General features: G+C 65.7%; 24 protein-coding genes. 15 read left to right on the top strand and 9 right to left on the bottom strand.

The window, feature by feature from the left end; genetic code table 11:
- The first annotated feature begins 178 nt into the window (after nucleotides 1–178).
- Both GVY39_RS24550 and GVY39_RS24545 read left to right on the top strand, forming a co-directional pair.
- On the top strand, nucleotides 179–1,015 hold the full coding sequence (locus GVY39_RS24550) for a glutamate ABC transporter substrate-binding protein (protein WP_159928462.1): 837 nt from the start codon (nucleotides 179–181) through the stop codon (nucleotides 1,013–1,015).
- Nucleotides 1,016–1,343: 328 nt separating this feature from the next.
- A complete protein-coding gene (locus tag GVY39_RS24545; protein ID WP_159928576.1) occupies nucleotides 1,344–2,561 on the top strand; it encodes an NAD(P)/FAD-dependent oxidoreductase in 1,218 nt (405 codons plus the stop codon).
- A 364-nt stretch (nucleotides 2,562–2,925) separates the two neighbouring features.
- Here GVY39_RS24545 and GVY39_RS34030 read toward each other — a convergent pair whose 3' ends face one another.
- Nucleotides 2,926–3,159, bottom strand: a complete 234-nt coding sequence (locus tag GVY39_RS34030; protein ID WP_195070901.1) for a hypothetical protein — start codon at nucleotides 3,157–3,159, stop codon at nucleotides 2,926–2,928.
- Between GVY39_RS34030 and GVY39_RS24540 the strand changes: the two genes are divergently transcribed.
- From GVY39_RS24540 to GVY39_RS24515, 6 genes are all read left to right on the top strand, one after another.
- Entirely contained in the window at nucleotides 3,138–3,797 is a 660-nt protein-coding gene (locus GVY39_RS24540; protein WP_159928464.1) for a fasciclin domain-containing protein, read from the top strand. The genes GVY39_RS34030 and GVY39_RS24540 overlap by 22 nt on opposite strands.
- Before the next feature lie 350 nt (nucleotides 3,798–4,147).
- Nucleotides 4,148–5,458 (top strand): extracellular solute-binding protein, encoded by a 1,311-nt coding sequence (locus tag GVY39_RS24535; RefSeq protein WP_159928466.1) that lies wholly within the window; start codon nucleotides 4,148–4,150, stop codon nucleotides 5,456–5,458.
- 2 nt (nucleotides 5,459–5,460) lie between these two features.
- Nucleotides 5,461–6,306, top strand: a complete 846-nt coding sequence (locus GVY39_RS24530) for a carbohydrate ABC transporter permease (protein WP_201295327.1) — start codon at nucleotides 5,461–5,463, stop codon at nucleotides 6,304–6,306.
- Nucleotides 6,307–6,373: 67 nt separating this feature from the next.
- A complete protein-coding gene (locus GVY39_RS24525; RefSeq protein ID WP_159928468.1) occupies nucleotides 6,374–7,243 on the top strand; it encodes a carbohydrate ABC transporter permease in 870 nt (289 codons plus the stop codon).
- A 13-nt stretch (nucleotides 7,244–7,256) separates the two neighbouring features.
- The gene (locus tag GVY39_RS24520; RefSeq protein WP_159928470.1) at nucleotides 7,257–8,345 is read left to right on the top strand and encodes an ABC transporter ATP-binding protein; all 1,089 of its coding nucleotides are present in this window, start codon (nucleotides 7,257–7,259) and stop codon (nucleotides 8,343–8,345) included.
- Between the two features lie 151 nt (nucleotides 8,346–8,496).
- A complete protein-coding gene (locus GVY39_RS24515; protein ID WP_159928472.1) occupies nucleotides 8,497–10,803 on the top strand; it encodes a LuxR C-terminal-related transcriptional regulator in 2,307 nt (768 codons plus the stop codon).
- A gap of 957 nt (nucleotides 10,804–11,760) precedes the next feature.
- On the opposite strand, the gene GVY39_RS35030 is transcribed toward GVY39_RS24515, so the two are convergent.
- From GVY39_RS35030 to GVY39_RS24505, 3 genes are all read right to left on the bottom strand, one after another.
- Complete coding sequence (locus tag GVY39_RS35030; RefSeq protein WP_255466258.1) at nucleotides 11,761–12,174, bottom strand: lipase family protein; 414 nt, start codon at nucleotides 12,172–12,174, stop codon at nucleotides 11,761–11,763.
- Nucleotides 12,120–13,136 (bottom strand): lipase family protein, encoded by a 1,017-nt coding sequence (locus GVY39_RS35025; RefSeq protein WP_255466257.1) that lies wholly within the window; start codon nucleotides 13,134–13,136, stop codon nucleotides 12,120–12,122. The genes GVY39_RS35030 and GVY39_RS35025 overlap by 55 nt, the downstream gene beginning before the upstream one ends.
- Before the next feature lie 270 nt (nucleotides 13,137–13,406).
- Nucleotides 13,407–13,994: an ABATE domain-containing protein gene (locus GVY39_RS24505; protein ID WP_159928474.1), complete on the bottom strand. Its 588-nt coding sequence runs from the start codon at nucleotides 13,992–13,994 to the stop codon at nucleotides 13,407–13,409.
- A gap of 103 nt (nucleotides 13,995–14,097) precedes the next feature.
- Between GVY39_RS24505 and GVY39_RS24500 the strand changes: the two genes are divergently transcribed.
- Both GVY39_RS24500 and GVY39_RS24495 read left to right on the top strand, forming a co-directional pair.
- Nucleotides 14,098–15,300: an epoxide hydrolase family protein gene (locus tag GVY39_RS24500; protein ID WP_159928476.1), complete on the top strand. Its 1,203-nt coding sequence runs from the start codon at nucleotides 14,098–14,100 to the stop codon at nucleotides 15,298–15,300.
- Nucleotides 15,301–15,655: 355 nt separating this feature from the next.
- Complete coding sequence (locus tag GVY39_RS24495) at nucleotides 15,656–16,126, top strand: pyridoxamine 5'-phosphate oxidase family protein (RefSeq protein WP_159928478.1); 471 nt, start codon at nucleotides 15,656–15,658, stop codon at nucleotides 16,124–16,126.
- A gap of 57 nt (nucleotides 16,127–16,183) precedes the next feature.
- Here GVY39_RS24495 and GVY39_RS24490 read toward each other — a convergent pair whose 3' ends face one another.
- The 4 genes from GVY39_RS24490 to GVY39_RS24475 all read right to left on the bottom strand — a co-directional run bounded on the left by GVY39_RS24490 (nucleotide 16,184) and on the right by GVY39_RS24475 (nucleotide 18,145).
- The gene (locus GVY39_RS24490) at nucleotides 16,184–16,330 is read right to left on the bottom strand and encodes a hypothetical protein (RefSeq protein WP_159928480.1); all 147 of its coding nucleotides are present in this window, start codon (nucleotides 16,328–16,330) and stop codon (nucleotides 16,184–16,186) included.
- A gap of 38 nt (nucleotides 16,331–16,368) precedes the next feature.
- Nucleotides 16,369–17,010 (bottom strand): hypothetical protein, encoded by a 642-nt coding sequence (locus GVY39_RS24485; RefSeq protein WP_159928482.1) that lies wholly within the window; start codon nucleotides 17,008–17,010, stop codon nucleotides 16,369–16,371.
- Nucleotides 17,011–17,232: 222 nt separating this feature from the next.
- Nucleotides 17,233–17,472 carry a carbohydrate-binding module family 14 protein gene (locus GVY39_RS35335; protein WP_223522047.1) on the bottom strand — a complete coding sequence of 80 codons (240 nt, stop codon included), beginning with the start codon at nucleotides 17,470–17,472 and terminating at the stop codon, nucleotides 17,233–17,235.
- A gap of 397 nt (nucleotides 17,473–17,869) precedes the next feature.
- Entirely contained in the window at nucleotides 17,870–18,145 is a 276-nt protein-coding gene (locus tag GVY39_RS24475) for a hypothetical protein (RefSeq protein ID WP_159928486.1), read from the bottom strand.
- Nucleotides 18,146–18,433: 288 nt separating this feature from the next.
- Here GVY39_RS24475 and GVY39_RS24470 point away from each other — a divergent pair, with 288 nt between their 5' ends.
- The 4 genes from GVY39_RS24470 to GVY39_RS24455 all read left to right on the top strand — a co-directional run bounded on the left by GVY39_RS24470 (nucleotide 18,434) and on the right by GVY39_RS24455 (nucleotide 22,140).
- Entirely contained in the window at nucleotides 18,434–19,993 is a 1,560-nt protein-coding gene (locus GVY39_RS24470) for an amidase (protein ID WP_236565640.1), read from the top strand.
- A gap of 193 nt (nucleotides 19,994–20,186) precedes the next feature.
- Nucleotides 20,187–20,444: a DUF2798 domain-containing protein gene (locus GVY39_RS24465; RefSeq protein WP_159928488.1), complete on the top strand. Its 258-nt coding sequence runs from the start codon at nucleotides 20,187–20,189 to the stop codon at nucleotides 20,442–20,444.
- A gap of 357 nt (nucleotides 20,445–20,801) precedes the next feature.
- Entirely contained in the window at nucleotides 20,802–21,425 is a 624-nt protein-coding gene (locus GVY39_RS24460) for a TetR/AcrR family transcriptional regulator (protein WP_159928490.1), read from the top strand.
- 82 nt (nucleotides 21,426–21,507) lie between these two features.
- Nucleotides 21,508–22,140 (top strand): TetR/AcrR family transcriptional regulator, encoded by a 633-nt coding sequence (locus tag GVY39_RS24455; protein WP_159928492.1) that lies wholly within the window; start codon nucleotides 21,508–21,510, stop codon nucleotides 22,138–22,140.
- 300 nt (nucleotides 22,141–22,440) lie between these two features.
- Here GVY39_RS24455 and GVY39_RS24450 read toward each other — a convergent pair whose 3' ends face one another.
- Nucleotides 22,441–23,652, bottom strand: coding sequence for a CdaR family transcriptional regulator (locus GVY39_RS24450; protein WP_159928494.1), 1,212 nt, complete (start codon nucleotides 23,650–23,652; stop codon nucleotides 22,441–22,443).
- Between the two features lie 754 nt (nucleotides 23,653–24,406).
- Between GVY39_RS24450 and GVY39_RS24445 the strand changes: the two genes are divergently transcribed.
- Nucleotides 24,407–25,804 carry an AarF/ABC1/UbiB kinase family protein gene (locus GVY39_RS24445; protein ID WP_159928582.1) on the top strand — a complete coding sequence of 466 codons (1,398 nt, stop codon included), beginning with the start codon at nucleotides 24,407–24,409 and terminating at the stop codon, nucleotides 25,802–25,804.
- Nucleotides 25,805–25,835 lie beyond the last annotated feature (31 nt).

The following is a 25,835-nucleotide window of genomic DNA, read 5'->3' as shown; positions in this document are numbered from 1 at the left end:
CAGCAGCGACCACTCCGCAACCGAGAAGATCGCCAGCAGTGGCGGCGTCGGCAAGCTTTCCACTGGCGGGGAGGCCATCGATAGGGGGCACCGGGAGTTTCCGGGAAACATGACGTGTCGTCAGCACCCGGCGGCCGGGCCCGGCCTGGCAGCTCAGCCTGAGAGGGAACCGAATTCGATGAGGACGCACCGAACATTTCGCCTCGCCATCGGGGCGATCGCCGTCGCCCTCGTCGCCACCGCCTGCGGTGGCGGCAGCGACACCACGACCACCGAAGACCACGTGCGCGAGGGCAAGCTGACTATCGGCATCAAGTTCGACCAGCCCGGCCTGGGCTTTCGCGAGGCGGACGGCTCGTACCAAGGCTACGACGTGGAGATCGCCAAGTATGTGGCCGGCAAGCTCGGCGTACCGCCCGGCGGCATCACCTTCAAGGAGACGCCGACGGCGCAACGCGAGGCGATGATCATGAATGGCGAGGTGGACTTCATCGTGGCCACCTACTCGATCACCGACGAACGCAAGCAGAAGGTCGACTTCGCCGGACCGTACTTCGTTGCCGGGCAGGCCCTGCTGGCGAGGAACGAGACCACCGATATCACCGGCGTCGAGTCGCTGGCCGGAAACAAGAAACTGTGCTCGGTCAAAGGCTCCACTCCCGCGCAGTATGTCAAGGACCACTACGCCAGAGACGTTCAGCTGGTCGAACTGGACAACTATTCGCAGTGCGTCCAAGCGCTACGCAGCGGTGCGGTCGACGTGGTGACCGCCGACGACATCATCCTCGCAGGGTTCGCCGGACAGGTGTCGGGCGAACTGAAGCTGGTCGGCGACGCGTTCACCACCGAGAAATACGGCATCGGCCTGAAGAAGGGCGACCAGCAGACCCGCGCCAAGATCAATGACGCGATCGAGCAGATGATCGCCGACGGCTCGTGGCACAAGGCCTTCGAGAACACGATCGGTCCGCTCCGGGACTCGACGCTGACGCCACCCGCCATCGATCGTTACTGACAGGCCCGCACGCGCGGGTGGCTCGGCGAGCCACCGAGTCCCCGCGCGGCGCAACGCCATAGACGACGCATGCACAAACGCCTAACTTCTTCGCGTAGAGACACGCCAGGAAGTCGCCTACCAGGCGGGTATCGCTGGTCCGCTGTCGCCTGTCGCCCGCCGTCGATCCGCCCGGATCGGCGGCAAGGTGCTCCGCCCGCGCGGCTTGCCAACGCCCGATCCGGGTCAGCAGCCGGAAATCTCGGAGACTCCAGCGCCGTGAGCAGCGGCATCAACGATCACGAAGTCCGGCCGGAGTAATTAGAATGACGATGTGCAGCGCGCTGCGGTGACCGATCCTTCGCATGTCGTGGTTCTCGGGTCCGGGTTTGCGGGTCTGTGGGCGGCGCTCGCGGCGGCGCGGCGGCTCGACGAGCTCGGTGTGGCGGTCGGAACCGTCGATGTCACGATGATCAGTTCCACTCCGTACCACGACATACGCGTGCGTGACTACGAGAGCGATCTGAGCACGGCCCGCATCCCATTGAGCGCTCTTCTGGATCCGGTCGGAATCGAGCACATCATCGGCGAAGTGACGGCGATCGATGCCGTGGCGCGGGTCGTGGAATCCACCGCGGGCGCTCACGGCTACGACCGGCTGGTGCTCGCGGTGGGCAGCCGGGTGGTCAAGCCCGATATCCCCGGCCTGCGGGAGTTCGGCTTCGACATCGACACCCATGACGCAGCGACCGGACTGCAAGCCCACCTGCGCAGGCTTGCCCAGGGCCCCGCTGACCCGGCGGCCGCGACAGTAGTCGTCGTCGGGGCAGGTTTGACGGGCATCGAAGAAGCGACTGAGCTGCCCGCGATGCTCGCCGACGCCTTCGCCCCGCGTGCCGTCGCACCGCGGGTCATCCTGGTCGACCGCAATCCGTTCGTCGGCTCGGACATGGGCGCCTCGGCGCGACCGGTCATCGAGGCGGCGCTGGCCTACACCGGGATCGAGACCAGGTTGGGCGTCGGGGTCGTCGCCATCGGTGAGCGCGGCGTGACGCTCTCCTCGGGTGAAATGGTGACCGCTGCCACCGTCGTCTGGTGCGCCGGCATGCGGGCCAACCCGCTGACCGCGGACTTCGGCGTCGACCTTGACCGGCTGGGTCGACTCCCCGTCGACGATTATCTGCGGGTCTGCGGTGTGCCCGGGGTATTCGCCGCCGGTGACGTCGCCGCCGCACAAATGGACGACGAGCATATGTCGGTGATGTCCTGCCAGCACAGCCGCCCGATGGGCCGATGGGCCGGATACAACGTCATCGGCGATCTTCTCGGCGAGCCCATGAAGCCGTTGCGGATCCCCTGGTATGTCACGGTTCTCGATCTGGGACCGGCAGGAGCGGTGTATACCGAGGGCTGGGACCGCCACGTGGTCGCGTGCGGCAAGGCGGCTAAAGACACCAAGCGCGCCATCAACACCCGGCGTATCTACCCTCCGTTGAACCGCGACCGCGATGCATTGCTGGCCGCCGCCGCGCCCGAACTGCAGACCGCACCCGAGCACGGACACTAGTCTGCCAGGCGCTCCGCGCAGCAGGTTCCCCGGTGGCATGCCCTCCGCCACCGGATGCGATGGTCGCTACAAAAGTGTTCGGTGGGGGACAGGCCGCCAGGCCGCTTCATAGAAAGCAATCTCGACCGCGCCAGGGAGGCCATCCGACTCACTGACGATGCTTCGTCCGTTACCGAGTGCGGCCTCACCTATTTTCCCGATATGCGCCGATGTCGAACAGCAAAGAACCCATCAACGGCAGGGCATGAACCTGGACGCCGCTGGCGGGCAGAAGATGCAGCGGTGCCTTACGGCGGGGAGCCATCGCCGCGGCGCACCACCCGAGCAGCAGGGTTCGGAGGTCGCCGGAACCGGTCAGGCGAACTCACAGCGAATTTTCAGCATCAATCGACGCAGAAACGATGCATTCGAGCGCGATCGGTGCAAGACTTCCTGAAGTGAACATCCGCTCGTGCGGCTCTCCTGCACGGGGCGCGTGAACGCGGCGGTGGCTGTTCCAGCCTGCCGCAGCGGTTGGGTACTCGCGCGCAATGACAACCACGACCGCTGCGGTCAATCCGAAGGAAGCAACCGAACATGCGAAACGCGAAACGATCACTTCTGCTGGCTACGGCCCTCACCGCCACCGTCCTGGGGGCGGCGTCCTGCGCGGATGACAACGACACATCCTCCGCGACCTCGACAACCAGTCCGGCCGCCGAGACGACGGCGACGACATCCCCGTCGACGGGAACACCCGCGTCGGCTCCCGTCGGCCCAGGCTGCGCCGCGTACGCCGAGCAGGTGCCGACTGGCCCGGGTTCGGTGACCGGCATGGCGACCGAACCCGCATCGGTCGCCGCATCGAACAACCCGATGCTCACCACGCTCGTCGCCGCGATATCCGGTCAGCTCAATCCGCAGGTGAACCTGGTGGGTACCCTCGACGGCGGACAATCCACCGTGTTCGCACCGGTCGACGCGGCCTTCGCCAAGGTCGATCCCGCGACGATCGAAACGTTGAAGACCGATTCGGCCGCGCTCACCAAGCTCCTGTCGTATCACGTGGTGCCAGGACGGGTGGGGCCGGGCGAGATCGCGGGGGACCACAAGACCGTCGAAGGTTCCACGGTCACCGTGACCGGCAACGGTGACGATCTCAAAGTGGCTGATGCCGGCGTGATCTGCGGCGGACTCCAAACCGCGAACGCCACCGTGTACATGATCGACACGGTGTTGACGCCCCCTGCGGCATGACGCAGCCGACCTCGGGCGGATCGGGCCGGTGATCAGCCGCTCGCTCCGCCCGGGTCCGCAGGATTCGGCCTGGCGCCGAGAGCGCCGTCGCGCCCGGCTCGGCGAACGAGCCCGAGATGCGCAGTGCTTCCAGTCGTTCGACCAGCGCCACCTCGACAGCCCCGCGCGTTCCTGCAACTCGAGGCGCGTCAGCGGGCCTGCCGTACACAGCAGGCCGGGCACATGGCCGGGCGAGGTGCGGCTCGACGGCGGCGAAGTTACGCAGGCACATTGACAATATCCCTCAGCGCACTTACGTTGACCAACCTGACATTTGCCTGAAACAGGTTGTGCGCGAAGAGGAGCCATGCATGCCGGTACCCGGTTTGACGCGCAGATCCTTTTTGCGCGCGGCGGGTTCCGGCGCGGCCGCCCTATCCGCCGCGGCCTGCACCGGATTCGCCACCAGCGGCAAGGGCGGAATGATCTTCCTGTCCACACAGTTCCGGCCCGCCGACGAGGCGGAACGCTTCCGTGGTCTGCTCGCCGATGCCGCACCCGGTGTCGGCTACGTGACCATCGAAGAGAGCCCCTTCGCGAGCCAGGTGCGTAGTCAGGTCCACGCGGGCGCGACGCAGATCGGCCTGCTGGGCGGCCTGCACGGCGACATCGCACCGCTCGCCGACGGCTATCTGGAAGACCTCACCGGCTTACTCGCCGACCTCGGCGCCCGCGGCTGGCCCGCCGACTACCTGGAACTGGCCAGGGTGGGCACCGATCGTACTTGGTACATCCCTTGGGCGACCGCGAGTTACGTCCTTGCCGCACACGCGGATGCGCTCGAGCACCTGCCGTCCGGCGCGGATGCCGTGTCGCTGTCCTATGACCAGTTCCTCGACTGGGCCATCGCCGCGCGCCGCGGCAATGGCAATCGCCCTGTGCTGGGCCTGCCCGCGGGCCCCAAGGGTCTGCTGCACCGATTCGTCCAAGGTTTCCTGCTGCCTTCCTTCACCGGCGGCCAGATCACCACCTTCCGCTCGAACGAGGCGGTGACGGCGTGGCGGTATCTGCGTGAGCTGTGGGCGAATTGCGTCCCGGCGAGCACGAACTTCGACTTCATGCAGGAGCCGCTCGACAGCGGCGAGGTTCGTCTGGCGTGGGACCACGTCGTGCGCCTCGCGCGCGCCCCGGAGCGCGATCCGCGCAATTGGCGGATGCTTCCCGCGCCCCGGGCTGCGCACGGACTCGGCTACATGGCAGTGATCGCCGGACTCGCGATTCCCGCGGGTAGCTCGGACCCCGAACTGGCGCAGCGGACGATCGACACGCTCACCCGCCCCGAAACACAGTTGCGGTTGCTCCGTTCCAACGGCTTCTTTCCGGCGGTCGACACGGCGATCCCGAGCGACCTGCCACCGGCCATCCAGCTCGAGGCCGATGCGGTGCGCAGGCAGCAGCAGGCGCCGGGTGCCATTCTGTCGTTACCTCCGGCCGGGCTGGGCCAGCGTGAAGGCGAGGTGAGCAAGGTTTTCAAGGACAGCTTCCGCTCGATCGTGCTCGACGGGGCCGATATTCGCTCCACGCTGGACCAGCAGGCACGGGTCCTGCAAAACATCCTCGACGATGTGAAAGCGCCGTGCTGGGCTCCCGACCCCGCCGCCGACCTGTGCCGGGTGGGCTAGCCATGATGTCACGACTGCGCTCGCCGTGGATGCTGCTGATGCCCTCGATCGCCCTGATGACGGCGCTGTTCGGCTGGCCGCTCGTGCAGGGCGTGCTGGAGGCGTTCCGCGGCGACCACGGCTTCACCCTCGCCAATTGGGGGCGACTGATCGATGATCTCTATGTCCGCACCGCACTGCGCAACACCCTCCTGCTGATCGTCATCGTGGTGCCGGTCCAGCTCGCGCTCGCCGTCGGGATGGCGCTGCTCATGCAGGCGCGGCCGCGCTTCGCCGGCGGCCACTTCTACCTGTGGTGCCTGCCGCTCGCGGTCTCCGAGCTGGCCGCGGGCCTGGTATGGCTGTCGGTTTTCGACAATCGCGGCTACCTGAATTCGCTGCTGGTCGGCATCGGGGTCTCGGATGACGGAGTGCAGTGGCTCAGCTACCAGAACGCGGGCACCATGCTGCTCGCCGTGGTGGTCGCCGAGATCTGGCGCGCGACGTCACTGGTGTTCGTGATCGTGGTGGCGGGCGTGCAGATGATCCCGCGGGACTACGACGAGGCCGCGCAGGTGTTCGGCGCGAATCTCTGGCAGCGGACGCGGCACGTGACGTTGCCGCTGCTCGGGCCGAGCCTTCAGGTGGCGCTGATCCTGCGGACCATCCTCGCGCTGCAGGCTTTCGCTGTGGCGCAGGCGCTGACCGGGCGGGACTTTCCCCTGCTGGTGGGTGAGACCTACGAGTGGTACGCGAATCTGCAGAATCCCGCGGTGGCCAGCGCGGTCTCGTTGATCGTGCTGGCGATCTCGCTCGCCACCGCGGTGTTCTACCTGCGGGCGGTCCGGCAGCCCGAACAGGCGCCATGAGACACCTTCGCCGGCCGTTGATCGAGGCGACGGGGTGCGGGTACGCCCGCGGAAGCCGAGGAACGCGATGAACCGTACCGAGGCGCCGCCGCGGCGCGCGCTGCCACCCATCGATCGCGCACCCGTGCGCAGGCGCCGCAGACGCGCGGTGTGGGTGCAGGTGGCCTGCTCGGCCGTCAGCCTTTTCATGGTGTTGCCGATCGTTCTGATCGGCCTGGCCGCGGTGTCCTCCCGTGAGGCGCTCAGCGAGTTTCCGAAGCCACTGATCCCGAGAGATTTCTCCACCGAGACTCTGATGTCGTTCTTCCGTGCCACGGGAACGGTCGAGGCACTGGGCAATTCGCTGCTGGTGGGCCTCTACACGGTGTTCTGGTCCTTGGTGATCGGCGCACCCGCAGGATACGCGCTCGCGCGCCACGCGTTTCGCGGCAAAGACACATACCAGGTCTTCATCCTCTTCGTGCGCGCGTTGCCGATCGTGGTGCTCTCGGTGCCGCTGGCCACCGTGTTCCTGCGCATCGAGGTGTACGACACGGTGCTGGCCGTGACGCTGGTGCACACCACGCTCGCGTTGCCGACGACCGTGCTCATCACGGCGAGCATCTTCGTCGCGGTGCCTCCCGATCTGGAGGAGGCGGCCCAGGTCTTCGGATGCAACCGCTGGCAGGCCGCACGCCGGATCGTGGTGCCGCTCGCACTGCCGGGGCTGGCCGCGTCGTCGATCTTCACGTTCGTCCTGTCGTGGAACGAGATCCTCGGCGCGACGATCGTGACACTCGGGCACCGCACGCTGCCCGCTCAGGTGCTCACGGCATTGGACGAGGCGTCGATCGCGTACCGCTTCGCGGGTGGTTTCGCGTTGATCATCCCGGCGCTGGTGTTCATCTTCGTCATGCGGCGCTACCTGGTGAACATGTGGGGGACGACGCTGCGATGACAGGGGTTCGCTGATGGCTGAAGTGGTTGTCCGTGATCTGGTGAAGACCTATCCCGGCGGCACGGCGCGTGCCACCGACGAGGTCTCGCTGGAGATTTCCGACGGTGAGTTCATGGTGCTGCTCGGGCCGTCCGGCTGCGGCAAGACCACGTTGCTGCGCATGGTCGCCGGTTTGGAACTGCCGGACTCGGGACAGATCGTGATCGGCGGCAAGGACGTCACCTATCTCGAGCCGCGGCGGCGCAATCTTTCGATGGTGTTCCAGTCCTACGCCGTGTTTCCGAACAAGAAAGTCGCCGAAAACATCGGCTTCGGCCTTCGCGTGCACGGCGTGCCACCTGACGAGATCCGTCGCAAAGTCGCCTGGGCCGCGGAGCTGTTGCAGCTGACCCCGTACCTGGACCGGTACCCGGCGCGGCTGTCGGGTGGGCAGCGCCAGCGCGTCGCGGTGGCGCGGGCGATCGTGATGGATGCCGACGTGCTGCTCATGGACGAGCCGCTGTCCAACCTGGACGCGCTGCTGCGGCTGTCGTTCCGGGCCGAGCTGAAAAGACTCGTCGCCGAACTCGGCACCACCACGATCTACGTCACCCACGATCAGGTCGAGGCGTTGTCGCTGGGCAATCGCGTCGCAGTGATGCGTGCCGGGGCAATCGTCCAGTGCGGCCCGCCCACCGAGGTCTACGACGACCCGGCGACGGAATTCGTCGGCGGCTTCCTCGGCAGCCCGCCGATGAACTTCCTCACCGGCACAGTCCGCGCGGCGGAGACGGGGCTGCGCATCGACCTGGGTGGGCAATCGCTCGCCGTTCCCGCCGCGCTGTCCTCGTTCGAAGGCCAGACGCTGCGGCTCGGTATCCGACCCGAGGCGATCGTGGTGACCGACGGACCGGCGGCCGCGACGGTGCGGGGCGAACTCGAAGTGCTCGAGCCCCTCGGCTCCTCGACTCTGCTAACCACCCGCGTCAGCGGGCAGACGGTGAAGGTTCAAGCGCCGCCCGGATTCCGCGCCGACGAGGGCGGCCCCTCGAATCTGTACCTGCCGCCCGAGGCATGCCGCTGGTACGACCCGGAGACCGGAATGCTCTTGCAGGTCGCATGATTACCATCGCGGGTGACGCGATATGTTCATCTCGATCGAGCTGCCCTACCTCGACGTGAACCTTGCCGTCACGGAACCAGGCACACTGCCGGCCGCGCGATGAAGTGACGGGATGCGCCGGGCTCGCCGCACCGGTTAGGATTCACATGTCATGGGGCAGCGCAGGCCCGTATGCGGAGCCGGTAATCTGCCGTCGGCGGTCACGAGTTTTGTGGGTCGACAGCGGGAGATTCGTGAGGTCCGGGCACTGCTGGCGACTGCCCGACTCGTCACTCTGACCGGAGTGGGTGGGGTGGGGAAGACCCGCCTTGCCACGGAGGTAGCCGCTGCGTCCGGCCGCTCGTTTCCGGATGGGGCGTGGTTGGTCGACCTGGCTGCCGTGGATGATCCGCAACGGGTGGCGCGTGCGGTGGTGACCAGTCTCGGGATGCCGGATCTGTCGCACCGGACAGCGGAGCAGCAGATCGTGGAACGGCTCGCCGACCGGCAGGTGCTGCTCGTGCTGGACAACTGCGAGCACCTGCTGGACGCCTGCCGTGTGCTGTGCCACCACCTGCTGCGTGCCTGCGCGGGACTGCGGATCTTGACCACCAGCCGCGAACTGCTGGGCGAAGCGGGCGAGCACGTCTATCCGGTCAGCCCGCTGTCGATGCCCGCTTCGGATGAGTCCGTCACAGCTGGGGCGGTGGCGGGGTTCGACGCTCCGATGCTGCTCATGGAGCGTGCTCGGGCGGTGCGCCCGGACTTCGCGGTCACGGAGCGTAATGCGGGCACGGTGGTGCGGGTGTGTGAGCGGTTGGACGGGATTCCGCTCGCGATCGAGCTGGCCGCGTCCCGGCTGCGATCACTGCCGTTGCAAGCGATTCTGGACCGGCTCGAGGATCGGTTCGCGTTGTTGACCGGGGGTGCGCGAGCTGCGCTGCCACGACAGCGGACTCTGCGTGCGCTGATCGACTGGAGCTATGAGCTGTGCTCGCCGACCGAACAGCTGCTGTGGGCGCGACTTGCGGTGTTCGTCGGAGGGTTCACCCTGCATGCCGCGGAGGACGTTTGCGCAGGTGAGGATCTGCCGCGTGGGCAGGTGCTCGACCTGATCGATCACCTCGTCGCGCAGTCGGTCGTCGTGCTTGTCCCGGCCGACGATCAGACGCGTTATCGGTTGCTGGAGACGATCCGTGAGTATGGATGGCAGCGGGTGACCGACCGCGGCGAAAGCTCCACGCTGCGTGACCGGCACCGCGACTACTATCTCGCGTTCGCTGAGCAGATCGCCGGACAGTGGAACGGGCCCGGCCAGGAGACCGGCCTCGCCCTGTTGCGCGCCGACCGGGGAAATCTCGGAGGGGCGTTGGAGTGGGCGACCAGCACTCCGTCGAGTTCCCGCGAGGCGCTGCTATTGGTCACGGCACTGCGCTATCACTGGTGCGCCGATGGATTCCTCGGCTCCGGGCGACGCTGGATCGACCGCGCCCTACGGATTGCCGCGGACTCGGATGCCGGGCGGATCTCCGCACTCTGGGTAGCGGGATGGGTGATGGTTCTGCAGGGCGACCTCGACGCGGCTGAGTCGGTGCTCGATGAATGCGTGGCCCTCGCCGCAGAAGCCGGAGACCGCCGTGCGCTCGGCTGGGCCAGTAGCCTGCGCGCCACTGCCGCGGGCTTCCGTGGAGATCTCGCCGCTGCCGTGACAGGTTTCGAACGAGCGGTCGAGAGCTTCTCCGAGGATGACGAGCTGGTCCGGATGACCCTCTTCCAGCTCGCGGTCGCCTATACGCACGCGCATGATCCGAGAGCATGCGCGACGGCTCGGCGAGCGATAGAGCTGGCAGACCGGTGCGGCGAGCAGTGGACGAAGTCGTACGCGGTCTGGGCACTCGGCTACGATCAGCTGGTCCGGGGCGACTACGACCAGGCGATGGCTTCGGCTCACGCCGCCCTCGAGATCCAGCGCGAATTCAACGACCATGTCGGTGCAGCGCTGATGATCGAGCTACTGGCCTGGACCGCGGCCGCCCGCGGCGAGCACCGCCATGCGGCCCGACTCCTGGGAGCGATCCACACGATGTGGCGGCGAATCGGTACCTCCATCGCAACGTTCGGGCCTTATATGTCCGAGCGGCACGCAGCGTGTGAGCACGTCGTGGCCGATGCGCTTCCTGAGGCGATCGTGCATGCGGAACGGGTGCGGGGCGAAGGACTCGATCACGGCCAGGCGATCGCCTACGCCCTCGACCGGAGTGCGGGCGCCCCGCAACCTGCGACGGTGCAAGCGGGGGTGCTGACAGCACGCGAGCGGCAGGTCGCCGAGCTACTCGCACAGGGCCTGAGCAACCGGCGGATCGCCGAGCGACTGGTGGTGTCGCCTCGAACGGTCGATCGGCACGTCGAGAACATTCTCTGCAAACTCGGCTTCTCTTCTCGCGCGCAGGTCGCGGCCTGGACCGCGCGTCCGCACTGAGCCTGTTGTTCTGGCGCACCGGGGCACTCTACGATGCCCTGCCCCGGCTTCTCACCAACGAGATCGGCGCCGGACCGGGTCGTCGTTGCCGGGCACATGACGCTTCAGGCGCCCTCGAGCTGCGCAAATGGGTAATCGAGTGGGTGTTTCCACCCATGCCGTGCGGTGCCGGATCTGTGATGCTCGACAGATCTCGACGAGCAGGAGGTCGGCTTTGACAGTATTCGACATCGCCGCGGAGCGCCGTCGGCAGCCGAATGGGGCCGGAGATGAATGACGTCCGTCGAACCGAGGCAGAGGGCCTGGGCGTCACGTGGCGCTTGCTGCAGGACCATTTGATTTCGATTCTTGCGGTGCATAATGCATGCGACACAGCGCCGATCGTCTCCTTCGGCCCCGACACCTACCCAGATCTCGTGCAAGCACGAGAACTTTTTCCAGAATTGACGAATTTGTGGGACGCGGTGCGCCACGAATTCTGGGCATGGCTCATTCCGCCACCACCTCGATCGCCGCAATCAGGGCGATAAGCGCATATAGTGCCTACCTGCCCGGTAGCCGGGCAAAAACAGTGATTCGCCGCCCTCGATGGGGGAGCGGTCACGGGGCGGTCCGCGTCGGCGGCCCACCCCGTGACCGCTCCTCAACGGCTCGGGCTACCTGGAGTCGCTGATGAACGAGTTGAAGCCGCCCTCACGGTGGCCGTCGTGGGCATGCGCCAACTGACGTTCCAGTGCGGAACGCAGCGCGGGGCTGGCGACGGTGCGTCACCCTGCGGTGACCTGCTCTGAGCAACTGCACCACATATTGCTCGGGAAGCTCGGTAACGGTCCGATCCCAGTCGATCACGCGGCACGCCGAATGGCGACGAGTGCTCGCAGCCTGCAGCGGGAACTGGCGGGCGAAGGCACCACATGGCGCCGCGAACTCACCGTGCTCGCCGGGTTTGGTGACTTCTTACGCTGTTTCACGCAGTTCACCGCCGCGTCGGCCCGGTCCGGGCCGTGTGCGGCTGTCGCGCAGCGGCATTCCGAGCGTGACGCGCAGCGCGGTGTCCGCCATCTCGAGGTAGCCGCGCCAGACGCCGGGCGCGGTCGCGACAGACCACACAGTGCGGGTTCCGGACTCTGTGATCGGGAGTCCGGCCAGGCGATCGGACAGCCAATTCAGCGCCAGCGGGGTCGACAACGCCATCAGGGCGAAGTGCTCGCTGAGCCGGTCGCGCACGTACACTACGGTCGCGCCGTGGTCGCGGTATCGGTTCACCTGAGCATCCACGCATTCGCGGTGGATCACCTGGTCATGAACCGGTTGGATTACCAGCAACGGACAGTCGGGCGCGTGGCCGCCCAGCCGCAGGTCATCGAGCATGGCACCATCTCGGGTTCGGCGAGGATGTCCGCGAGTGGCCGATCGAGGTGATCGTCGAAATCGCGCCCGGCCAGCCGCAACAGGGTGAGCAACGGTGTGAGGGTCTTCGCCTGCTCGAGCAGCCGGTAGCCTCCCGGACGCATGTGCGCGTCGATCACGCGTTCCACCACCGGATAGAGCCGGCGTAGCGCGGCGATCACCATCGCGGGAAAACCCGCGAACAACCCGCCGCTGAGCCGCACCAGCACCTGCGCGGGATCTCCCACCGGCGCCCCCAGCACCGCCGCGGTGATGTCGAGTTCAGGAGCGTAGGCGGGGGCCATCTCCACCGTCCACGAGGCGGCCATCCCGCCACCGGAATACCCCCAAACCACGATCGGGCTGCCATCGCCCAGGCCCAGGGCGTCGAAGCTCAACGCCGCCCGGACCCCGTCCAGAGTGCGGTACCCGGGTTCGCGCGGTGCGCCGAAATTGCCCTGCGGCCCTCCGTGGTCGCTGATGCTAACCGCCCAGCCGCGCCGGACGGCGTTGGCGATCATCAACGGCCACTCGATCGGAGTGATCGAACCGTGAGCCCGTGAACGGCGCCGCAACGCATACGACGGCGCTGAACGTTCGGTCACCGCATCGATCGCCGACTCGAACGCCAGCAACGGCCGTTCGACGTCGGGGTCCGCGTCGGCGGGTAATACCACCGTCGTCACCGCAACCTCCGGGTGACCGTGCATATCCGTGCTCCGATACACCAACTGCCACGCCGACACTCTCTGCGGCACCAGCCCGAACAACGCCAGTTCGACCCGACGACTCCGCAGGATCGTTCCCGGCGGCAACGTACGCAGGTCGCCGCCCGGATGCAGGAACTCATCCCGCGACCGCACCTCCACCGGCTGGGCCCTGCGAGTCCCCATCCGCGACCACACCGAGAAGCGGCCCAGCACCGGCCCCGCCTGCCTCCCCACGCTAGAGCCCACTCCCATCGCTACCTTTCGCAGCTTGCCGCTACACCCGAACACCATGCTGATGGGATTGCTACCGATTGGCCGATCGACCCCCGCCTGAGCGTAGATGCCCAGCGCCCTGTTCGAAACGGCCCACACCGAAAATTAACTTTTCTGACAAAAACAAACTTGGGATAGGGGGAACCGCTCTCTTCGCCCGGCGCCTCGGCCTGGACGGCTAGCAGCACTGTCCGGCCGACCATTCCAGCCGGTCCTCCCGGGCAAGCCGGATCAGATGACACCCGTCCGTGCGGCAGTCCTGGTCTTGCGCTGGTTGGCATTGAAGCGCGCCTTCTTCTGACGATTCCCGCACGTGTTCATGTCACACCATTTGCGGGTGCGACTCTGGCTGGTATCGAAGAAGGCGGCTCGGCAGGTTGGCGATGCGCACAAGGCCAATTTTCCGTCTCGTTCGCCTGCGATGATGCTGATCGCGTCGGCGGCGATCACGCCTAGGGCATCTTCTACGCTGGAAGCCGAGCTGAGTCGCCATCGACGGCTGCCCTCGGGCGTCAGGACGGCCGCCGCCCGACCCTGAACGCTGCAGTCATTGATGACTTGAACAGCAGACGCAGGAAGGCCGTCTCCGATCGCGGCCGCTGTCGCGGCGGCGTGAATTGATTCCCTCAGTTCCCGAGCGAGTTCGAGCTGGGCTGCGGTGCAGGAGTCCACGGCCAGGCCGTTCACGACCAGCCAGTCGACGAGTCGCTGCGGCGTGGGAATGCGTTCCACCGGGTCGCCATGACGCTCCGACAGAGTCCCCGTGAAGCTGGTCGCTAGCACGTTACCGAGGCGAAAGTCAGGGAACCCAGCAGGCATGGAACCACCTTAGCGGGTTGCCGGCCGCCGCCGGGGCATGCTAGAACCGTCTTAGCCGGTTCCAGGTAAGCCATTGCCGGTTCCGCGATGACCAGGAGGTCTCATGCCCACACTTGGCCACCTCGACCCCGTTCTCACGCCCGACCCCGTAGTGGTGCATGCATTCGAAGCCCACGCACCTGACGCCGACCTCGACGATCTGCGCGCGCGGCTGGCCGTAGCGCGGCTACCGGAGACCGAGACGGTCTATCGCGCCGCGCCCGGCCCTCGCCGATGGGAACAGGGCGTCCCTCTCGCCGACCTCGTCGATGTCGTGAACTACTGGCGCACCGGGTACGACTGGCGGTCGTTCGAAGAGCGCCTCAACCGGATCGGCCAGTTCCGCACGACCATTGATGATCTGGGGATCCACTTCCTGCACCGCCGATCCGCGCGCGCAGACGCCACTGCTTTGATCTTGACGCACGGCTGGCCAGGCAGCATCGCCGAGTTCATCGATGTGGTAGACGAGTTGGCGGATCCGAAAGATGCGGGCGCGCCGGCATTCCACGTCGTGGTCCCATCGCTACCAGGCTTTGGTTACAGCGATAAGCCGGCCACCACCGGGTGGGGAACCGAGAAAATCGCGGCCGCATGGGTGGAACTGATGGGAAGGCTCGGCTACAGCAAGTTCGCAGCCCACGGTGGCGACTGGGGAGGTGTGATCACCACAATTCTCGGCGGCAGGTTTCCAGCGCATGTTCTCGGCATCCACACAACGCTCGCGCAGGCACCGCCCGGTTTGACAACGGACGGGCTGACGGCGGTCGAGCGCGAGTGGACCGAGGAAACCCGCGATTTCTGGCGGCACCGCGCGGCGTACGCGAAGCAACAGGCGACCCGACCGCAGACCATCGGCTACTCGCTCGTCGACTCACCGGTCGGGCTTCTTACCTGGATCCTCGACAAGTTCGCCGAGTGGACAGATATCGAAGACAGCCCGTTCGAGACGATTTCCATAGACCGCGTTCTCGACGACGTCACCCTGTATTGGCTGATGCGGACCGGCGCATCGGCGGCCCGCATCTACTACGAAAGCCACAACTCGCTGGACCCCGAACTTCGGGTCGACGTCCCGTCAGCAATCACCATGTACCCCCGCGACATCGAGAAGTGTCCGCGCCCCTGGGCACAGCAGCGGTACCGACAAATCGTCCGATGGAGGTCGCCCGAAACCGGGGGACATTTTCCGTCGCTGGAGGTTCCCGAGTACTTTGTCAAGGACCTGCAAGAAGGCCTCGCGGCAGTGTTGGCCGCTAATCGGTGAACGCGGCTGGGTACCGGGCACTCGGAATCGGTCCGAGGATCCGAGCTGTGCGCCGGCTGCTCGGCCCGGCGAGCGTCCCAAATCCTAGCCACCCGTAGATCTGGGAAGAACCGGTCGACCGTGCCGGTCCCGGCGGTCTGCGGCCCGGCGTCCCCGTAGCGAACGGTTACCGGGCCCACACCGCTGAACCCGGCAGCAACGACTCGACCAGACCTCGCAGGTCGCCGGGCACAAGACAGCTCGATGGCGAGTCGAACATCATGCGGCATAACCGGTCCGGCAAGATCCGTTGCGCCGCCGAAGATGTCGGTGCCCTGTGCGAGTATCTGGGGACATATGACGCGAGGAGCTCGGTATGGCGACTGATTTCGCGGTGATTTCGGATGACTTCTTCCGATTCACCTCCGACATCGTCTGGTGCACAGTCACCACGGTGGACAGTGACGGGAGGCCCAGATCGCGAATTCTGCATCCGATCTGGGAATCTGTCGACGGCCGCCCGGTCGGCTGGATCGTCACCGGCAAGACGCCGGTCAAGGTCGGACATCTGGCCGCCAACCCGGTGGTGGCGTTCTCGTACTGGTGTCCGGATCAGCACGCCGTGCAGGGGGAAGCGACTGCTACCTGGGTCGAGGACCCGGAGGACAAGAAGCACGTGTGGGAGCTGTTCATGAACACGCCGCCACCGCTCGGCTACGATCTGCGCGCCTTCGGCGTTCCAGGGCCGGACAGCGTCACCGCCCTGCGCCTTGATCCGGACAGGATCCAGGTGCTCGACGGCACCCAGATTCCGAAGAACTTCACCCCGCGTGTAGCCGTACTCTGAGCGTCCCGCGCATTCATTGTTCGAACAGAAGCCAGCTGATCGATGTTCGCCTCGCGTTCAGCGCGGGCAGGGGCTGGAGTCTCGCATCTCGATGATCACCAGGCACGGCCAAGGCCTGCTACAGCGCTGACCGGCCGTGCCGAATATGCCAACCGGGACGTGTTCGGCGAACATCTGCTTCACCATCTCGAGGGAAGTCCGCACAGCGGGATCGTCACGGTAGCCGGGTTCGTGCTGCTGAATCAAAGCCCACACTTCCGCGCGAACGGCCCGGCTGCGGTCGTCAATCCTCTTTCTTGCTCACCGGTTACGCTGTCTCTGCGGCCGATTTGTTCAGCCTCTTTTGGTGCAGTCGATTCTCGCGTCCTCGAAGCCATTGCGCGACAACAGCCATAGCGGAAAGTGTAGATCGCAGACCATGTGAGGCTGTAGGTGGCGTAGGAGACCTGGCGGAACCCCGGTGCCGGATAATTGTCGTGGCCTCTGGCCCATCGGATCAGCAATCCGATCTGGGTCCCCGGGTCCCGGGCCGCGCCATAGGAAACCACTCGCGTCAGTTCGTCGCCCTTGCTGTTCAGGTAGAGCGCGGTGGTGACGGTGAAGATGGCGACGAATACCGTGGCAACGATCACCAGGTGCGTGAGCGCCGCGGTGCGGGCCACACTGTTGACCGCCACGCTGCACACCGTGATGACAATCGCGACGCTGGTGAGGATGCCCCACGTTCCGCTGGCTTTCGGATTCGGTACCGATGTTTGCGCCCAGAGATCAACCCAGAAGGTAGTGACGTGAATTCGTCCGAAGGCGTTGGCGTGGATCACACCGTCCGTCCCGCCGGTGCCAGTGGTCAGCCACGGCTGAAACAGAAGGACAAAGGTGATCACGCTGCCGACCGTGGCACACAGATAGACCCAGTTCCCGCGGAATGTAGCCACCCGCCACTTCCGCCGAGGGCTGGTCAAGGAATTCGGCGTCCGCCGCGAAACTGTCTACGCGTAAATGCGGGCCGATGCCGCCAGGGCCAGACCTGCGGATTGTCCCGTTTCAAAGAGTCTGCCCGTTCCCTGTGGGCCTCTCTACATCCTCGCCTGTTCTTCCCGCGGCTCCTACCGCTGCCGGGCACCAGCCACCGCGCCCGCACTGGCCGGCCAGTCGCAGTACTGGCCAGTCGGGTTCCAATTCAGGCCGTCCGGACACCTCTGAACGGTCGGGACGTTGTTCGAGCACTGAACGTACCTCGTCACGTCCCCGGGGTAAGGGAAGAGTCCGTCGGGATGGGGACAGCTGAAGGCCGCGACGTCGAGTCCGGGGCCTGCAGCGAGGGCGGAGGACGAGCCGGCGAGCATGAGGCCCGAACCGAGCAGCGCGACGGCGGGCAGAACCGGAAGGCGGGTGAGTCGCACTGTTGTCTCCTTCGGGTGAGCGTCAGGGCCGCACGCATCATGGCATGGGCGGGGAGGACGCACGCGTGAACGCGCCGATCTCCTCACAACCCCGACGCGCAACGCCGAACCACTCGCCCCTTCCAATGAGAATCGTTTACCACCAACAACTCCGCCGTAACTGGTGCTATTGCCGGAACCCCTGCGCCTGCGAGCGGCGTTTGCCATTCCAGTCGCACTCATCACCACGGGTGATCGCCGCAACGTCGCCATGGCGCTGCTGGGGCGCAAGGACTGACGCCAGTCCGAATCGACCGTCGAGCACGGCAGCACAACGGACCGAGCCACGCGCGTCTTGCGGTCAGCAGTTGAACGGGAAGCACGACTTCGGCGGGGGAGTCGGCTGCGCGGGCGCGAGAGACGAGGGCACCACAGCGGTGTCGGCAGGCCTATCGGGAGATCCCATGTGGGTGAGCGCCAGCACCACCAGCACGAGGACCGGGACGCCCACGAGCGCCGCGAGGCCCCACAGGATCGGCATAGGCGCCGCACTGCGGTAACCGTGGAAGTACGGGGACCGGTAACGCCCCGGCCGCTGCGGTGCGCGCCGGTCGGTGAAGCGGACCGACCCCCTCACGTAACTCCCGCCTACCCGTCCTCTGCGTGAATGCCCCCGCACGGTTTCATACCCCATGACCGTCAGTATGACGCGAAGGCCCGACATGATCAGCCAGTCAGCGAACCCGCACTACGGATCTTCTGGATCCGCAGATCGGTTTTCTCGGGGCGTCAGCCGATCAGTCTGGGTCCGGGGCGTGGGGATGAGCATTGAGACATTCATCCCGTTGTGTGGAGTGGCATTTCATGCCCTGTGCTGGAGAGTTGGCCCACTGCCGACGCTGTGACCTGGAGTCGGCCGTCCTCGATGGCAGAACGGGTGCGTGAATTCACCAATGCAGGTGGTCCGTTCGACTTTCCCGTTGTGCGAAGCACCATTTTATGTCCTCTGCCGCAGGCTAATAGCGTCGAATTCATGGAGCGGAATTTTCAATCGGCCGAAGAACTCGCGGCTGCTTTGCGTGTCGGTGCGGTGACCTCGGTGGAACTGACCGACGAGGCGATCGCCCGTATCGAGCGCGACGACAAGATGATCAACGCGATCTGTGTACCGGACTTCGACCATGCGCGGGCTGCCGCACGCGATGCCGACCAGGCGCGCGCCAGCGGCGAGGATCGGCCGCTGCTCGGTATTCCGGTAACGGTCAAAGAGTCCTACGATATCGCTGGCCTGCCCACGACCTGGGGCATGCCGGCGCAGCGGGACTATGTGCCTGCCGAGGACGCGGTACAGGTGTCGCGGTTGAAGGCAGCCGGCGCGGTGCTGCTCGGTAAAACCAATGTGCCGTTGATGCTGCGAGATATCCAGAGTTTCAACGAGATCTACGGCACCACCAACAATCCGTGGGATCACGGTCGCACGTCGGGTGGGTCGTCCGGCGGTTCGGCGGCGGCCCTGGCGGCCGGATTCGGCGCGCTGTCCATCGGCTCCGACCTCGCCGGTTCGCTGCGCACCCCCGCGCATTTCTGCGGTGTCTACGCGCACAAGCCGACACTCGGGCTGGCGGCGACCCGCGGCATGGTCGCGCCGCCTGCGCCGGCCTTGCCGGTCGACCTCGACCTCGCCGTCGTCGGCCCGATGGCGCGCACCGCCCGCGACCTCGCGCTGCTGCTCGACGTGATGGCCGGACCGGACCCGCTGACCCACGGCGTCGCCTACGACGTCGCACTGCCGCCCGCGCGCCACGAGCGGCTGTCGGACTTCCGTGTCCTGATCATCGAGGACCATCCGCTCATTCCGACCGGATCGGCGGTGCGGGCGGGCGTGAACCGGGTCGCCGAGGCGCTCGTCGACGAGGGCGCCCGCGTCGAACGGCGCAGTCCGCTACTGCCCGATCCGACCGAAGCGGCGACGCTCTACATGCTGCTGATGCTGTCGAACGCCGCCGCAGGTATTTCCCTCGACGCGTACGAACAGCTGCAGACCCACGCCGCCGCCCTGAGCGCGGACGACCGGAGTCTCGATGCGGCGCGGCTGCGCGGCATGGTGCTGAGCCACCGCGACTGGGTCGAGGCGAGCAACCGTCGCGAACTCCACCGCCACGGCTGGCGGCAGCTCTTCGCCGAGTTCGATGCCGTGGTGTGCCCCATCACGCCCACTCCCGCCTTCCCGCACGACCACAACGGAGGTCTGGAGAACCGGCATATCGACATCGACGGCGTCGAGTACCCGTACTTCGACCAGCTCGTCTGGGCCGGTGTGGCCACCATGCCCGGCCTGCCTGCCACCGCCATACCCGCGGGCCGGTCGCCAGAGGGGCTGCCGGTGGGAGTGCAGCTCATCGGTCCGATGTTCGAGGACCGCACCCCGCTGCGGCTGGCCGAACTGCTCGAGCAGAAGATCGGCGGCTTCCAGGCGCCGAAGTAGGGCGCACTCCCGGGGTGTCGACCCGATGGACCTTCGGCGCCGTGCGGCGGTGCGAGCCGGACTTGCACTGCCGCACGCGGCTGCTTAAGCTCGGTGCCGCGACCTCGCTCGCCGTAAGCGTTTCACGTCAACCAACGCACCGGCCCGCCACCAGGCGGCGTCGTTGACTGACGAGACGTTTACGGAGCGACCGATGAATTCCGCGAATCCCCAGTCCCGCACCGGCTTCGGCAAGCTGCCCGCCCGCTACACCTCGGTGATCATGCCGATGCTGTTGTCGATCCTGATGACCTGCATCGTCTCGTTGATCAGCACGCTGATGAGCGACGGCCTCGCGATCGGGGTCTGGTTGCGTTCCTGGGCCGTATCCTGGCCCATCGCCTTCCCGACGCTGCTGCTGGTATTGCCTGCGGTGCGGCGTATCACCGCTGCACTGGTGCAAGCACCGTAAGCACCATGGACGGCCGGCCCATCTCACCGTCCGATCGCGTCCCCTCGTCCGCGCGAAGTAGCGTCGCTGCCACGCCCGAGTGTACGAACAGAGCCAGATGGGCCGGGTCGTTGGTGGCCCGGTAGTCGGTGTCGACAAAGCACCTGGCGCCGCCGCTGCACCATCACCAGTTCCTCCCGGAGGCATCGGTGCGGCGAAATGCCACACCGACAGCAGATTCCCCTTTCCGCGAGACATCGTGCCGTCACCGAGACCCGGCCGCCACCGCAAGTGCACCAGAGCCGTTCATCCGGCGCTCCCACAGACCGTAGGGTTGGCGACGGTGACCCTTCCCAGCGACAGCAGGCAGGAGTATTTATGCCGTCGAACAGTGGCACCCGTCGTCCGACACAGGAGCGCGCGAAGGCGACCCGGGAGCACATCCTCGACAGTGCCGCACGCCTGTTCGGAGAACACGGGATCGCCAACACCTCGGCCAACCGGATCGCCGCCGAGGCCGGAGTGAGTGTCGGCACTGTCTACCGTTACTTCACCGACCGCACGGTCATGGTGGACAAGCTGATCGAGCGGCTGCTGGAAAATGCCGAACAGCGCTTCACCCAGCGTGTGTTCGGCCTCGCCGGACAATCCACCGCGGAGCTGGTGGCGTCCATTCTGGAGGTCATCACCGACGAGTTGGTGGCCAACGCCCAGTTGATACGCGCGCTCTCGGGCGGGGTCTCGTTCTATGACACCGGCATCCCCGAACTCGAACTCCGTCTACGTCTTTTCGCCAAAGTGCTGGTCATCCAGCTGCTCGGCCCAGGCGACGACCACAAATACGACATCATGAGCATCGTGTTGATCAACACCGGGATCGCGGCAGCGCTCCGCGCGTCGGTACTGGAGATCGACGACCAGCAACGTAGACGGGCTCTCACCATCACCGCGCGTGCGGTCGCTGCGTGGATCGAATCCGAACGCACGAGAGACTCGGCATGACGCAGGTCGAACGCGCAACGATTGGCCCACCGTCAAGCCGCACAACATCGAGCCTCCCGGGCCGACAGACAGGAGCGGGTAGGTGACCCCGCAGAAGAAGGCGACTCGTCGTCCGACACAGGAACGCGCGAAGGCGACCAGGGAGCACATCCTTGATACTGCCGCACGCCTGTTCGGGGAACGCGGGATCGCCAATACCTCGACCAACCGGATCGCTGCCGAGGCCGGGGTGAGCGTCAATACTGTCTACCGACACTTCACCGACCGTGGGGTCATGGTGGACGAACTGCTGGAAAGCCTGCTGGAAAGTATCGAACAGCACCTTATTCGCAGCGTGTCCGATTCCGCCGGCAGAACCGTTCTGGAACTGGCCATCACCATCCTCGAGGCCGTCACCGACGAACTGGTGGCCAATGCTTCACTGGTGCGGGCGTTGGCGGGAGGGCTGGCCTACTACAACAGCGGCCTCCCAGGATTCGAACCACGCCTGCGCGCACTACTGAAAGTTCTGCTGATCCAGGTGCTCGGCCCCGGCAATGGAAATGCCCACGACGCGATAGCGTTCGTTCTGATCAACGTCGGTTTCGCGGCGGCAGTCCGCGCCGCGCTACTCGACGCTGACACCGGCGAGCGCCAGGAAGTCATCGTCATGACCGCCCGCCTGATCGCGGCAGGGGCCGAAGCCGAAATCGAGGCATCGACAAGCTCTGGATAGCCACTGCGCACTATCAGTCACCGGAGCGGGTACGGCCGCTCGGCTGGTAGCGGTCACATTCAGCGACTGACACCGCGCCGACGATCCTGCTCACAACAAGAGCAGACAGATGAATTGCCGAGTATGCCCGCCTGAGACATGGATCGCCGAGTCACCGTCCCACATTCGATCACGGCATACGGCTGAAGCTGAGCTGGCTGGTCTCCGGCTGAGATCGCGATGTTCGTGCAACCACACAACTTCGTCACACTCGAATATGAGGCGGGCGTGTCCGAATGGTCGGAATTCGCAATGGCAGTTTTACACGGCGTCGACCGGGATATCGGGTTGGCTGCGCTTGCTGAACGTGCGGGCGATGAGCGCCGAACGTAGCTGCCACACACCCGACGTAGTAGTGGGATCGAATCCGGTGAGCTGGCTGACGCGCTTGAGCCGATAGTCGACGGTGTTGGTGTGGATCTGCAACGAGCGGGAGGTGCGTTGGCGATTGAGGTTGTTGCCGATATAACACTGCAAGGTTTGGAGCAGTTCGGGGTGATCGTCGAGGGGGTCCAGCAGCGACCCGAGACTTTCACGACCCGGACCCGGCCGGGTCAGCTGGTACTCCAACGCCACATCGGCGAAACGGTACAGGGTGGGGGCACACTGCAGCCGCCGCACCGTGTCGAGCAGTTCGTGAGCGCGGTCGGCTGCACCGGGCACTTCAGTGGCCGATGCTGTGACAACGGCCGCTGTCAGGGGTACGCGCGCGGCGGCCGACAGCTGGGCGAGCAGTTCGTCGAGACGCCCGCCGCTCAGCGTCGCAGTCGGGATCAGGATCGTCCCACCGTCCACACTGAGCAGCGCGAGTGCGTTCTCGCCGCAGCGGGTAGCAAGCTCGGCCTGCAGGCGGCGCAGTTTGCGGCGGGCGACGACCTTGCCGTCGAGCATCGGATGCTGCTCGTCGGGGTGTTTTGGAATATCCACTGCCAGAACCGAATACTCGTCGGCAATGCCTATTCCGTGTTCGCAGGCCGTTGTTGTAGTGGCGTATCCCCCCAGCAGCGCGGAGGTCAGAGTGTGTACGGCGGTGTGGTGCTCACTGACTGCCGCCTTGTACTCACGGACATAGGCACGGGCGACAGTCGCGCTCATGATGTCGAGCATTTCCACCACCAGCTTCACGCCGTCTACCAGATTGGCGTAGTCCTTCACCGTCACGTTCGAGAAGATGAGATCCATACCGAGTTTCAATCCTTCGTGGATGGAATGCAGGATCGTATCGATCGACACGCCCTCCCGGGCCCAATCGGCCGCCGCTTCGGCCAGCCGGCCGGTCTTCGCCGGAAGATCCTGCCCGTCCAGCATGCTGGCTGACAGCTCGAAACAGACCCTGGTGATGGCGGCGGCGTCACCAGGGACGACGTCACCAGGGGCCAGCTGCCGAGACACCTCCCGCACGCCGTGTGTGGGTAAGGGCATCGGTTTGCCCGAGACGGTCAATCCATTCCCAAGTGCCCCGTCGGCTGTCATCGTCGACTCCCTTCCGCCTGGTTGCTGCGGCTCTACCGGCCGATGGTGCGGTCGGCAGCCGTGCGAGGCGGCCGAACTCCCGGCGAACGCATTCGACCTGGCCCTTCATCGGTCGTGGTCCAACGATAAGAGGATCCCGAACTCACCTTCCACTCTTCTTTGCCCGACCCCTCGATGTCGGTGAACCATGGCGATGACATGCGGCGGAAGACCATTCGACACACCGTCAAAAGGAATTCTTCGGTGGTTACGCGACACATTTGCTCACTATTTGCGATAGCGCTCACAAGCCGCGCGAGCAGCGAACGTCGGCCAGGAGTTGCGCGATCCTTCGGCCACTGGATCCAGCAGTGGACGCCAGTCGTCGGAGGTCGATCAGGGTGGAATGCCCGATTCGGTGCGAACAACGAATCGTCAATCAGTCGCAGAAGATGGAGCGGCCGGCAATGAACGCATGGAGCATTGGATCGCTGACAAGCCGGTCTGGCGCTCGAGCGGTTTGTTGCCACGCCATAAGCCTCCGAAGAGGCGGTGAGCTGGGGCACACTCGATTCCAGCCGATCGGCACACACTCCCGGGATTACCGGCAGGACGCGCTGACACAGTCCTGAGCTTCGCTCGCTTCAACTTCAGCTGTCGTATATCACTGCCGCTTGTTGTAAGTTGTTAGACCGTTGAAGTGACGGCCGACGTTGCGGGAACGGCCGAAACCAGCGACGGGATACAGGTCATGGGTCGGCCCACGGAGGTACTGATGGCGGCCGGTCAGCTGCCCAGAGGTCGACTGGCGCGGGGCAGTCGGCTGGGCCGACTGGTCGCGGGGCAGGCTGCGCGTGGAGTCGGGACTCGGTTGTCCATGATCGGTCGGCCTGACGAAGCCCGGCAGATACTCGCTGAGCGTTCCGCTCTGCAAGCCGCGCAGCAAATGGTCACAGTGCTCGGCGGCATGAAGGGCGCGGCGATGAAGCTGGGCCAGATGCTGTCGGTTCTCGATGTCGACCTCGTTCCCGAATCCCACCGTGAACTGTTTCGGGTGAAGCTCGCCGAACTTCGAGATCGCGCACCGGAGGTTCCGTTCAAGGCGATGCGGAAGGTCATCGAGAGTGATCTCGGGCCGATGTCGCGAGTGTTCGCCGATTTCGAGGAGACGCCCGTGGCCGCAGCCTCGATCGGCCAGGTGTATCGGGCGAGGTTGCATGACGGGCGCATGGTCGCGGTGAAGGTGAAGTACCCCGGTGTGGATGAGGCCGTTCATGCGGACATGCGTAACTTGCAGTTGTTCGCCAAGGTGTGGAGATCCGTGCTGCCGAGCGCGGCCGACGCCGCCGTGCTGGACGAGATCGCACGCAACATCGGCGGTGAACTCGACTACCTTCGCGAAGCGCGGACTCAGCATGCAGTCGCGTCGCGCTTCCACGAACATCCCTTCATCACCGTCCCCGACAGTGTCGGAGAACTCTGCACGCACCACGTTCTTGTGACAGAGTTCGTCGCAGGGAGGTCCTTTCAAGAGATTCAGGCTCTGCCCGCGGCCGACCGGGATCGGATCGGTGAGCTGATCTACCGCTTCTACATCAGTTCGCTGTTCTCCGACTACGAGTTCTGCGGTGACCCGCATCCCGGCAACATCCTTCTGGACGGGGGCGGTCGACTCGCCTTCGTGGATTTCGGGCTCTATTACCGGATGAATCCCGCGGACGCCGAGTTCGAGCGTGCGTCCCTGCTAGCCGCCGGAGAACACCGGGCAGGGGATCTGTACCAGGCGTGGGTCGGACGCGGCATCATCGACCCGGACGCGAGCGTCACACCACAGGAATGTCTGGAATACGTATGGGCTGCCTCGGGTTGGCATCTGCTCGACGAGCAGATCACGATCACCCCCGAGCTCGCCACCGCGGCAGTGGTGCTCGCCGTCGACCCGAGGGCGGACGAATTCCGGGGTATGCGCCATCAGCTGCTTCCGGCTGAGCACGTGTTCTCCAGGCGGGCGGAGTTGTTCACCTTCGCTGCGCTCGGTCAGCTCGAGACGACCAACAATTGGCATCGCCTGGCCCGTGAGTGGCTCTACGGCGAGCCTCCGGTAACTGATATCGGGCGGGCGACGGCACGGTGGCGAGCCGGGCAACTATCGGGGCCACCTTACCGCCGCTGACCAGGTCATCACCGCGCTGCGCGGAAGTTGA

This window comes from Nocardia sp. CY15, from assembly GCF_009829295.1.
In the GTDB taxonomy this organism is placed as follows: domain Bacteria; phylum Actinomycetota; class Actinomycetes; order Mycobacteriales; family Mycobacteriaceae; genus Nocardia; species Nocardia sputi.
This window is presented reverse-complemented; position numbering and strand designations above follow the sequence as displayed.

Coding starts and splice junctions, on each gene's coding strand:
- GVY39_RS24500 (WP_159928476.1), top strand. CDS start 14,098: ATGCCCACACTTGGCCACCTCGACCCCGTTCTCACGCCCGACCCCGTA.
- GVY39_RS24550 (WP_159928462.1), top strand. CDS start 179: ATGAGGACGCACCGAACATTTCGCCTCGCCATCGGGGCGATCGCCGTC.
- GVY39_RS24530 (WP_201295327.1), top strand. CDS start 5,461: ATGATGTCACGACTGCGCTCGCCGTGGATGCTGCTGATGCCCTCGATC.
- GVY39_RS35030 (WP_255466258.1), bottom strand. CDS start 12,174: ATGCTCGATGACCTGCGGCTGGGCGGCCACGCGCCCGACTGTCCGTTG.
- GVY39_RS24525 (WP_159928468.1), top strand. CDS start 6,374: ATGAACCGTACCGAGGCGCCGCCGCGGCGCGCGCTGCCACCCATCGAT.
- GVY39_RS24515 (WP_159928472.1), top strand. CDS start 8,497: ATGGGGCAGCGCAGGCCCGTATGCGGAGCCGGTAATCTGCCGTCGGCG.
- GVY39_RS24460 (WP_159928490.1), top strand. CDS start 20,802: ATGCCGTCGAACAGTGGCACCCGTCGTCCGACACAGGAGCGCGCGAAG.
- GVY39_RS35335 (WP_223522047.1), bottom strand. CDS start 17,472: ATGCTCGCCGGCTCGTCCTCCGCCCTCGCTGCAGGCCCCGGACTCGAC.
- GVY39_RS24445 (WP_159928582.1), top strand. CDS start 24,407: ATGGCGGCCGGTCAGCTGCCCAGAGGTCGACTGGCGCGGGGCAGTCGG.
- GVY39_RS24505 (WP_159928474.1), bottom strand. CDS start 13,994: ATGCCTGCTGGGTTCCCTGACTTTCGCCTCGGTAACGTGCTAGCGACC.
- GVY39_RS24495 (WP_159928478.1), top strand. CDS start 15,656: ATGGCGACTGATTTCGCGGTGATTTCGGATGACTTCTTCCGATTCACC.
- GVY39_RS24465 (WP_159928488.1), top strand. CDS start 20,187: ATGAATTCCGCGAATCCCCAGTCCCGCACCGGCTTCGGCAAGCTGCCC.
- GVY39_RS24540 (WP_159928464.1), top strand. CDS start 3,138: ATGCGAAACGCGAAACGATCACTTCTGCTGGCTACGGCCCTCACCGCC.
- GVY39_RS24520 (WP_159928470.1), top strand. CDS start 7,257: ATGGCTGAAGTGGTTGTCCGTGATCTGGTGAAGACCTATCCCGGCGGC.
- GVY39_RS24450 (WP_159928494.1), bottom strand. CDS start 23,652: ATGACAGCCGACGGGGCACTTGGGAATGGATTGACCGTCTCGGGCAAA.
- GVY39_RS24535 (WP_159928466.1), top strand. CDS start 4,148: ATGCCGGTACCCGGTTTGACGCGCAGATCCTTTTTGCGCGCGGCGGGT.
- GVY39_RS24470 (WP_236565640.1), top strand. CDS start 18,434: ATGGCAGAACGGGTGCGTGAATTCACCAATGCAGGTGGTCCGTTCGAC.